Source organism: Streptomyces sp. NPDC091279, assembly GCF_044757465.1.
In the GTDB taxonomy this organism is placed as follows: domain Bacteria; phylum Actinomycetota; class Actinomycetes; order Streptomycetales; family Streptomycetaceae; genus Streptomyces.
Window position 1 is genome coordinate 673821 of the sequence record NZ_JBIVVA010000004.1, and the last position, 9501, is coordinate 683321.

Here is a 9501-nt window from a genome sequence, read left to right on the forward strand (position 1 = left end):
ACCTGGGGAACCCTCACACGGAGGAGGGGTGTTCGCCGGCGATGGTCATCACATAGTGGCCGTAGCCTGAGTTCCCCAGCCGCGCACCCAACCGGTAACACTCCTTCGGACCGATGAAACCCCTCCGGAGCGCTACCTCCTCGACACAGGCGATCCGCACCCCCTGGCGCTCCTCCAGGGTCCGTACGTACTGGGCCGCCTGGAGGAGGGACTCGGGGGTCCCGGTGTCCAGCCAGGCGAACCCCCGGCCGAGTTCCCGCAACCGGGCCCGTCCGCGCTCCATGTACATGCGGTTCAGATCTGTGATCTCCAACTCACCGCGTGCCGACGGGCGCAGGGTGGCGGCCCGCGCGACCACGTCGTTGTCGTAGAAGTAGAGGCCCGTGATCGCGCGGTTCGAGCGGGGCCGGTCCGGCTTCTCCTCGATGGATATCAGTATTCCGTCCCCGTCGGTCTCGCCGACCCCGTACCGCTCGGGATCGTGCACCTCGTAACCGAAGAGCAGACACCCGTCCAGATTCTCCCGATCCTTTCTGAGCACCTCGGAGAAGGAATTTCCGTGGAATATGTTGTCACCCAGCACCAGAGCCACGGAATCGTCCCCGATGTGGTCGGCACCGATGACGAAGGCCTCCGCGATCCCGTTCGGCTTGGGCTGCTCCGCGTAATCGATACGGAGCCCCAGATGGCTTCCGTCACCGAGCAGGCGCCGAAATTGCGGCAGGTCGTGGGGGGTGGTGATGATGAGGATGTCTCTAATATCCGCAAGCATCAATACCGAGAGCGGATAGTAGATCATCGGTTTGTCGCCGACCGGTAAGAGCTGTTTGGAAACGGCCAGCGTGATCGGATACAAGCGGCTTCCCGTGCCTCCGGCCAGAATGATTCCTTTCATGGACGCGATGCTATCCACGCGATATCAGGAGCCGCAAGGACGAGAATCCCGGGTTGAGGTGAAATCGAGCTGGATGCGAGTGTGATCCGCTGAACTCTGTGCCCATCAAAGCGGAAATGGAGATTACCTGTGACCATTCGTGTATGGGGATATCAGGACGAGTACGCGGCAGAACGCGAGGAGATTCTCGACGCGGTGGACACCGTCTTCGGCTCCGGTCGGCTGGTTCTCGCCGGCAGCGTCCGGTCGTTCGAGGAGGAGTTCGCCGCCAGGCACGGAGTCCGGCACTGCGTCGGCGTGGACAACGGCACCAACGCCGTCAAACTCGGCCTGGAAGCCCTCGGGGTGGGACCCGGGGACGAGGTGATCACCGTCTCGAACACCGCCGCCCCGACCGTCGTCGCCATCGCCGGCACCGGCGCGACCCCGGTCTTCGCCGACGTGCGCGAGGACTACTACCTCATGGACGTCTCGCAGGTCGAGGCCGCCATCACCCCGCGCACCCGCTGCCTGCTCCCGGTCCACCTCTACGGCCAGTGCGTCGACATGGCTCCCCTGGCGGAGCTGGCCGCGCGCCACGGCCTGGCCGTCCTCGAGGACTGCGCCCAGGCCCACGGCGCCCGTCACCATGGCCGTACGGCTGGGACCATGGGCACGGCCGCCGCCTTCTCCTTCTACCCGACGAAGGTCCTCGGCGCCTACGGCGACGGCGGCGCGGTCCTCACCTCCGACGCAGAGGTGGACCGCAGGCTGCGCCGACTGCGCTACTACGGGATGGAGGAGCGGTACTACGTCACCGACCTGCCCGCCCACAACAGCCGCCTCGACGAGGTGCAGGCCGAGATCCTGCGCCGCAAACTCCACCGGCTCGACACCTATGTGACGGCCCGTCGGGAGATCGCCCAGCGTTACGCCGAAGGGCTCGGCGACACCGATCTCGTCCTCCCGGAGACCGCCCCGGGCAATGACCACGTCCACTACGTGTACGTGGTGCGCCACCCCCGCCGGGACGCGATCATCGAGGCGCTCCGGGAGCGGGACATCGAGCTGAACATCAGCTACCCCTGGCCGGTCCACACGATGACCGGCTTTGCGTACCTCGGCTACCGGGAAGGCTCCCTGCCCGTCACCGAGCGGCTGGCCCGCGAGATCTTCTCGCTGCCCATGTACCCCTCACTGGCCCCGGAGGCGCAGGACAGGGTCATCGAGGCCCTCCGTGAGGTCCTCAAGGCCCTGTCCTGACCGGCCCGTTCGCTGCATCCGGCGGCGGCTCAGGCCTCACGGGCCTCGGCCGCCGTCACCGACAGTCGGGCGGTGAACAGCCCGTTCTCGCTCCGGCTCAGGGCCCGCAGGGCGGCGGCGTGCGGAGCGAACCCGGGTTGCTGCACCGCCCGCCGGAGCGAGGCCCGGTCCGTCCACACGGCGAGGTTCACGTAGCCGGCCGGGTCGTCCACCTCCCGCAGCAGGCTGTGCCGGACGAAACCGGGCTGCCGCGCCATGAACGCGGACGTCCGGGCGAAGACCTCCTCGAACTCCTCGGGCGCCCCATGGACGGTGAATCTGTTGACGAAGGTCACCTCGGGACCGGGCCCTGCCCGACCGGCAGGGCCGAACCCGCCGACAACGTTGGACTCCTGCTGCTCCCCGCTCGGCATGGGCAAGGCCACCTCTCTGCTCGGCGTGTCCGTCCGACATCCGCGGACGCGTGCCGGGGAGCCTGGCAGCGGTCCGTGGAGAACGTCTCGACACTGGCTGACCACCGGCGCGGAACCCGCCTCACCTGACCCACACCTCCTCGGCCACGGGCGGCGCGGCGAGAATCTCCTCCAGGCGTTCCTTAGCGTACGCCCGGGTCAGCCGGTCGAAGACGTAGCGGACGATGCCGTCGGCATAACGGTCCATGGCCAGCAGGTGGTTGTCGGTGAGGACCTCCAGGACGGACTCCAGCTCCTGCACCGGCCGGTTCAGCAACTTAGCCGCTTGCGACGAGGTGAAGGGGGTCTCGCCCAGCATGCTGAGCAGCCGGAAGACCCCTTGCTCCTGGTGGCCGAGGCCCGCGTAGCTCGCGGCGAACCGGGAGCGTACGTCCAACTCCCCGAGCCGGGCCACGTCGAGGATGCGGGGCGTGGTCTCAAGCCGGTCGGCGAGCGCCGACAGTGAGAGCCCCGGCCCGGCCGCGAGCCGGCCGCCCACGCACCGCAGGGCCAAGGGGTGCCGGCCGAGCAATTCGACGGTCCGGTGCGCGGCCTCCGGTTCCCGGTCCACCCGCTGTCGGCCAGCGATGACCGCGAGGATCTCCAGGGCCTCCTCGGGGGATGGCGCTCCCAACTCGACGCGCTCGGCCTCCACCAGGGCGGTCATGCGCCGACGGCCGGTGACGAGCAGCGCGCAGCGCGGGTCGGCGGGCAGCAGGTGCCGGATCTGGGCCGAGGACGCCGCGTCGTCCAGCAGCACCAGCACGCGGCGTTCGGCCGTACGGGACCGGAACAGCGTCCCGCACTCTTCCAGGCCCTCCGGAATGCGCGAGGTCGGGACCTCCAGGGCTCGTAGGAAGCGGCGGAGCACCTCGGATGGGTCGCGCGGCTCGGCGGAGGAGCCACGCAGGTCCGCGTAGAGCTGCCCGTCGGGGAAGTGCGGGCGGAGCGTGTGTGCCAGGTGGACGGCCACCGCGCTCTTGCCGACACCCGGGGGGCCGGTCACCACCCCTATGTGGGCCGCTGTGCCGTCGGCAGCCGGCCCGCCGGGATCGCGCAGCGCCGCCTCCAGTTCCTTGAGGACGTTGTCGCGGCCGACGAACCCCGCGAGCCTGGCCGGCAGTTGGGCCGGCGTCCCGATCGACTCCCGCACAGCGACCGGCGAGGACAGAAGGTGCGGTGCGGGCGGTGGTGTGGCCAGGGAGGCGAGCCCCGGCGCGAGGGCGGGTGTCGTCGGGGCAGGGGCAGGGGCAGGGGCAGAGGTAGAGGTAGAGGTAGGCGGCGCGGCGGGCGCGGTCCGCTGTCGCGGGGGCTCCTGGGGTTCGGTGGGTGAGTCGGACAGCAGGGTGTGCTGAAGACGGGCGAGTTCCTTGCCGGGTTCGAGGCCGAGTTCGTCGATCATCTTCTGTCGCAGACTCTGGTAGACCTCCAGCGCCTCGTGCCGCCGGCCGGACCGGTGCAGGGCTACCATCAGGAGTCCGTGGAGGTGTTCGTGCAACGGATGGGCCAGCACCAACGCCTTGAGCTCGCTGATGAGTTCGCGGTGTCGGCCGTTCTCCAGGTCGGTCTCGATCCGTAGTTCGAGGATGCGGAAGCGCAGCTCCTCCAGCCGGGTCACGTACGAGAAGAGCCGTCCCCCGGTCTCGACGTCGGCGAGTGCGGGTCCGCGCCACAGGGCCAGGGCCTGCTCGAAACATGCCAAAGCCGCCGCGGAATCGCCCCGTTGGAGAAGTTCCTGACCTTCCTCCGCCCGTATCTCGAACAGGTTTACGTCCAGACTCGACGATGGAATGGTGAGGCTGTATCCACCGGGCCGGGTCTGGAGCAGGTTCCCGAGGCCCTGTTTCAGAAGGAGCTTGCGGAACTTGTAGATGTACGTCTGAAGGGTGGTCACCGCGCTCGGGGGCGGGAGTTCGGGCCATAACTCGTCGATCAGTTCGGATGCCTGCACCACGGTGTCGTGCCGCAGCGTGAGCAGGGATATGATCTGACGCGGCTTGGGGGCGGTTGGCGTGATGTTCCGCCCTCCCCAAAGGATTTCGACGGGACCTAAAAGTCGGAACTCTAAGATATTTCCTCCCCGTTTCAGCTGAGTCACGCACGGCCTGTTGTCGCCGCCCTGTGCGCACCTCCACCGTCAGCTTATCATCTCGACTTTAAGGTAGGTCCTTGAAAGTGACTGGTCAATGTCGGGGCGGGGGGAGCGAAGAGACCTGGTGAATCGCTGAAGAGCGAAAAAATGTCCACTTTGCCGGATCTTGACTCGCGGTCCAGGAAAAGTTCCCGTAAAGTCGCGTTTATCGGGGACTGGCGGAGATTCGATCCCGCCACGGCCGCCTGCCGGGCCCGTATTCGACAGGCGCCAACTGGTGGGTTGCGGCCTCCGGCCCATTCCGAGGGTCGTTGCGTGTGGGCATCTCTTCCCGTCGCGCATACGGGTCCGTTGCCCTCCGGAGCGACCCCCGGTGCCGCCGGACGCCCTTCGGTATACGGACGAGCCGGGTAGATCGGCCGGCTCGCGCCCCGCCCTGCACCGTCCTGGCTCCAGCGTTCCTCCAGCGAGAATCGAGGAGAGACCGCTCCGCGGCGCTCCCGGCCGGGGTGTCCGACACGCTTCCGCCGCCCGTGTCAAGTCTCTCCGCGTCCTTCCAATCGCCATCGAGCCGAATGCGAGCCATTCCGTACACGCTCGCTTCGTGGACATTTCCGATGTGGGCGACACAGGGGCTCTGCTCTGCAATGGGCAGGGGTGTGGGCACCGGTGAAGGGGGATGCGGATGAATACAGTGACGAATCGCCGTGTGGTCATCACGGGAATCGGAATCGTGGCTCCCGGTGCCGTCGGCGTGAAGCCGTTCTGGGACCTTCTGACGGCGGGTCGCACCGCCACTCGCGCTATAACGGCGTTCGATCCCGCACTCTATCGTTCCCGAATAGCCGCAGAATGCGACTTCGACGCCTCGGCGGAAGGACTGACGCCGCGGCAGATTCGCCGAATGGACCGGGCCGCGCAATTCGCGGTGGTCGCCGCACGGGAGGGAATCGAGGACAGCGGGATCGACCGCGAGGCCCTGGACGGATCCCGGATCGGGGTGGTCATCGGCAGCGCGGTCGGCTGTACCACGAGCCTGGAGAACGAGTACGCCGTCGTCAGCGACAGCGGCAGCCGATGGCTCGTCGACCACGCCTACGCGGTCCCGCACCTCTTCGACTACTTCGTGCCCAGCTCCATTGCCGCCGAAGTGGCCCACGACCGCATCGCGGCGGAAGGGCCGGTCTCCCTGGTGTCAACGGGGTGCACCTCGGGCCTCGACGCGGTGGGCCGGGCCGCCGATCTGATTGCGGAGGGCGTGGCCGACGCGATGGTGGCGGGGGCCACCGAGGCGCCCATCTCGCCCATCACCGTGGCATGTTTCGACGCGATCAAGGCCACGAGCCCCGACAACGACCGTCCGGCCGAGGCCTCCCGTCCCTTCGACCGCACCCGCCGGGGCTTCGTCCTCGGCGAGGGAGCCGCCGTCTTCGTCCTGGAGGAGTGGGAACACGCCCGGCGCCGGGGCGCCGAGGTGTACGCCGAGATCACCGGATTCGCCTCCCGCTGCAACGCCTTCCACATGACCGGTCTGCGGCCCGACGGACGGGAGATGGCGGAGGCGATCAGGGGCGCACTCGCCGCCGCCCGCACGGAGCCGTCCGCGATCGACTATGTCAACGCCCACGGCTCGGGCACCAAGCAGAACGACCGCCACGAGACCGCAGCCCTCAAAGCGAGCCTCGGGGAGCACGCTTACCGGACACCCGTCAGCAGCATCAAGTCGATGATCGGCCACTCGCTGGGCGCCATCGGCTCCCTGGAGATCGCCGCCTGTGCCCTGGCCATCCGCCATGACACGGTCCCGCCCACCGCCAATCTGCGTGAGCCCGATCCCGAGTGCGACCTGGACTACGTACCCCTGGAGGCCCGTTCCCTGCCGGTGGACAACGTCCTCACGGTCGGCAGCGGATTCGGCGGCTTCCAGAGTGCCATGGTGCTGTCCGGACCCGACGCACAGGGCCGGGCGGCGGCGTGAACGCGGACACGGTCATCACCGGAATGGGGGTGCTGGCCCCCACCGGCCTAGGCCACGATGAGCACTGGAAGAACACCCTGAGCGGCGCCTCGGCGATCGGCCCCGTTACCCGGTTCGACGCCGAGCGCTACCCCAGCCGACTCGCCGGCGAGGTCGCAGACTTCGTCCCGGAGGAGCACCTGCCCAGTCGGCTCCTGCCCCAGACCGACCACATGACCCGGATGGCCCTCGTGGCTTCCGACTGGGCCCTCGCCGACGCCGATTTCGACCCCGCCCTGCTTCCGGAGTACGGGGTGGGCGTCGTCACCGCCGCCTCGGCGGGCGGCTTCGAGTTCGGCCACCGGGAGCTGCAGAACCTGTGGGACCGGGGACCCGAGTACGTCAGCGCCTACCAGTCCTTCGCCTGGTTCTACGCCGTCAACACCGGCCAGATCTCCATCCGGCACGGACTGCGTGGCCCCGCCGGAGCCCTGGTCACCGAACAGGCAGGCGGCCTCGACGCCCTAGGGCAGGCCCGTCGGCAGCTCCGCCGGGGGCAGTCGATGGTGCTCGCGGGAGCCGTCGACGGATCCCCCTGCCCATGGGGCTGGGTGGCCCAGCTCAGCACCGCCAGGATGAGCCGGGAGTCCGATCCCGCCCTCGCCTACCGGCCCTTCGACGCCAAGGCCGCCGGCTACGTGCCCGGGGAGGGCGGGGCCCTGCTCGTCCTGGAGAGCGAGGAGACCGCACGGGCGCGCGGCGCACGTCGTCGGTACGGACGGATGGCAGGCTACGCGGCCACCTTTGACCCGCCGCCCGGCTCGGGACGCTCCGCGAACCTCGTACGGGCCGCCCAGGCCGCCCTCGACGACGCAGAGCTCAGGCCCGAGGAGATCGACGTAGTTTTCGCGGACGCGGCGGGTACCCCGGAGGAAGACGCCGTCGAGGCCGACGCGCTGCGCACTCTCTTCGGCCCCCACGGGGTCCCGGTCACCGCGCCCAAGTCCATGACCGGCCGGATGAGCGCCGGAGGACCCGCCGTCGACGTAGCCACGGCCCTCCTGGCGCTGCGCGAGAGCGTCATCCCCCCGACCGTCCACGTCTCACGACCGCTGCCGGACCACACCCTAGACCTCGTGACGACCCCGCGCCGGGCCCCGCTCGCCACGGCGCTGATCCTCGCCCGGGGACAAGGAGGCTTCAACTCGGCCCTGGTTGTGACAGGCCCGCGCTGACCCCACCCGCCCCGCACCCGTGACAGGAGACACAGCGATCATGGACCAGCTGACAACCGACAGGCTCATGGAGATCATGCGCGAGTGCGCCGGTGACGGCGACGCGATCGAGACCGACCGCCGCCCCGAGGACGTCGAGTTCGCCTCGCTCGGCTACGACTCCCTGGCCATGCTGGAGACATTGAGCAGGCTGGAGCGGAAATTCGGCGTGGCCATCGACGAGGAGGAGTTCTCCAGCGCCGCGACCCCGACTGAGCTCACCACCCTGGTCAACCGCATCCTGACCGAGGCCGTCTGACGGTGGGTGTCCCGGCCGGGCGGCGCGGTCGATCAGCTCCTAACTGCGGTGCACTGCCGCGCCGTGATCGACAACGGGGACTTCGAGGAATAGTGGCAGTTTCATGCCACACGCGAACAGGAATGGCTCTATCCCGGTGCCGAACAGGGAGATTACGTCCACCAGCTCACCAGCCGCTCATACGAGTGGGTGGTGGAGGGTGACATCACCGCGTGTTTCGACAATGTCGATCACCAGATCCTGATGGGCCTTCTCCAGTGGGTCGAGACAGAGGCCGACGACGTCGCGGACCTTGTCGATGAGCAGCGGGTCGGTGGACAGTTTGAACGTCTGGGCCCGGTGCGGTGCCAGGGCGAACGCCCGCCAGATCCACGAGACGGTCGACTGGGACATGCCCGTCGCCGCGGCCATCGACCTGGTCGACCAGTGGGTCGCGTTCTTCGGTGTCTCTTCGAGCGTCTTGACGATGACCCGTTCGACATCGGCGTCGGTGATCTTCCTCGGGACGCCGGGCCTGGGGTCGTCGCACAAGCCGTCCAGGCCGCGTTCGATGAACCGGCGCCGCCAGGTGCGGACCGTGTCCGGAGTGATCCGCAGCCGGCGGGACACCTCCATGATCGAGTGCCCTTCGGCGCACTCCAGCACGATCCGCGTCCTCTGAGCCAACGCCTGGGCCGTCGTCCGGCGCCGCAGCCAGCCCTCCAGCACAGCCCGCTGGGCATCAGTGACCAACAACAGCGCAATCTTCGGACCCGGACGACTCATGCCCCACTAACGACGAATCTCTGACTCAGGTCACTAGGACTTGTCCGGCCGGTTGTCTGACTACTTTGTCCATAGGTTGTTGATGTGGACATGGGGCGGGGAGATCTGACGGATGTCGAGTGGGACCGGCTGCGTCCGGTGGGGCTGAGGAAGGCGTCGTCGAGGAGGAGCAGTTCCGGCTTGTGCCTTGACTTTTTCGAGCTTAGAAGCGTTGATGACGTCTTTGTCAGGCTCCTTGATGGTTTGGGGGTGCATGACGCTGTGTGAGGCTGTGGTTTCTTGTGGGGGCAGTGTCACGGTCTGATGTGTTTCTCTGTGTGACTAGGAAATCCACGGGTTCGTGTTCGGTAATTGCCGAAGTATGTACGGCGTTCACTGGCTCGGAATTATGTGTCCGGGTGGATCGGTGTTTGGGGTTGTGGGTTGTTGGGATTTTCGGGGGTGTTTGGTGTATTGTGTTTCGTGGGTTACGTGTTTTGGTTTCGTGTGATGTGGGGGTTGTGGGGTGCCGGAGAGGACGATTGATTTCGGTAAGTTTGGTGCTCGTGGTGTGAGGGCTTTTGAG

General features: G+C 67.7%; 8 protein-coding genes. 4 read left to right on the forward strand and 4 right to left on the reverse strand.

Annotated features, from left to right (window positions below):
- Positions 1 to 13: 13 nt before the first annotated feature.
- Positions 14 to 895: a glucose-1-phosphate thymidylyltransferase RfbA gene (gene rfbA / locus ACIQOU_RS13425; protein ID WP_401536700.1), complete on the reverse strand. Its 882-nt coding sequence runs from the start codon at positions 893 to 895 to the stop codon at positions 14 to 16.
- A gap of 129 nt (positions 896 to 1024) precedes the next feature.
- Between rfbA and ACIQOU_RS13430 the strand changes: the two genes are divergently transcribed.
- Positions 1025 to 2137 (forward strand): DegT/DnrJ/EryC1/StrS family aminotransferase, encoded by a 1113-nt coding sequence (locus ACIQOU_RS13430; protein ID WP_401536702.1) that lies wholly within the window; start codon positions 1025 to 1027, stop codon positions 2135 to 2137.
- 29 nt (positions 2138 to 2166) lie between these two features.
- On the opposite strand, the gene ACIQOU_RS13435 is transcribed toward ACIQOU_RS13430, so the two are convergent.
- Both ACIQOU_RS13435 and ACIQOU_RS13440 read right to left on the reverse strand, forming a co-directional pair.
- Complete coding sequence (locus ACIQOU_RS13435) at positions 2167 to 2550, reverse strand: antibiotic biosynthesis monooxygenase family protein (protein ID WP_401536703.1); 384 nt, start codon at positions 2548 to 2550, stop codon at positions 2167 to 2169.
- 121 nt (positions 2551 to 2671) lie between these two features.
- Entirely contained in the window at positions 2672 to 4687 is a 2016-nt protein-coding gene (locus ACIQOU_RS13440) for a BTAD domain-containing putative transcriptional regulator (RefSeq protein ID WP_401536704.1), read from the reverse strand.
- 679 nt (positions 4688 to 5366) lie between these two features.
- Here ACIQOU_RS13440 and ACIQOU_RS13445 point away from each other — a divergent pair.
- The 3 genes from ACIQOU_RS13445 to ACIQOU_RS13455 are packed head-to-tail and all read left to right on the forward strand — an operon-like array spanning position 5367 to position 8171.
- The gene (locus tag ACIQOU_RS13445; protein ID WP_401536705.1) at positions 5367 to 6659 is read left to right on the forward strand and encodes a beta-ketoacyl-[acyl-carrier-protein] synthase family protein; all 1293 of its coding nucleotides are present in this window, start codon (positions 5367 to 5369) and stop codon (positions 6657 to 6659) included.
- On the forward strand, positions 6656 to 7873 hold the full coding sequence (locus tag ACIQOU_RS13450) for a ketosynthase chain-length factor (RefSeq protein ID WP_401536706.1): 1218 nt from the start codon (positions 6656 to 6658) through the stop codon (positions 7871 to 7873). The genes ACIQOU_RS13445 and ACIQOU_RS13450 overlap by 4 nt, the downstream gene beginning before the upstream one ends.
- A gap of 40 nt (positions 7874 to 7913) precedes the next feature.
- Positions 7914 to 8171: an acyl carrier protein gene (locus ACIQOU_RS13455; protein WP_401536707.1), complete on the forward strand. Its 258-nt coding sequence runs from the start codon at positions 7914 to 7916 to the stop codon at positions 8169 to 8171.
- A gap of 177 nt (positions 8172 to 8348) precedes the next feature.
- Here ACIQOU_RS13455 and ACIQOU_RS13460 read toward each other — a convergent pair whose 3' ends face one another.
- Complete coding sequence (locus tag ACIQOU_RS13460) at positions 8349 to 8906, reverse strand: helix-turn-helix domain-containing protein (protein ID WP_401536708.1); 558 nt, start codon at positions 8904 to 8906, stop codon at positions 8349 to 8351.
- Between the last annotated feature and the right edge of the window lie 595 nt (positions 8907 to 9501).

Excerpts from the sequence above, each read along its gene's own strand:
- rfbA (WP_401536700.1), bottom strand. The coding sequence starts at position 895 with ATGAAAGGAATCATTCTGGCCGGAGGCACGGGAAGCCGCTTGTATCCG.
- ACIQOU_RS13445 (WP_401536705.1), top strand. The coding sequence starts at position 5,367 with ATGAATACAGTGACGAATCGCCGTGTGGTCATCACGGGAATCGGAATC.
- ACIQOU_RS13455 (WP_401536707.1), top strand. The coding sequence starts at position 7,914 with ATGGACCAGCTGACAACCGACAGGCTCATGGAGATCATGCGCGAGTGC.
- ACIQOU_RS13435 (WP_401536703.1), bottom strand. The coding sequence starts at position 2,550 with ATGCCGAGCGGGGAGCAGCAGGAGTCCAACGTTGTCGGCGGGTTCGGC.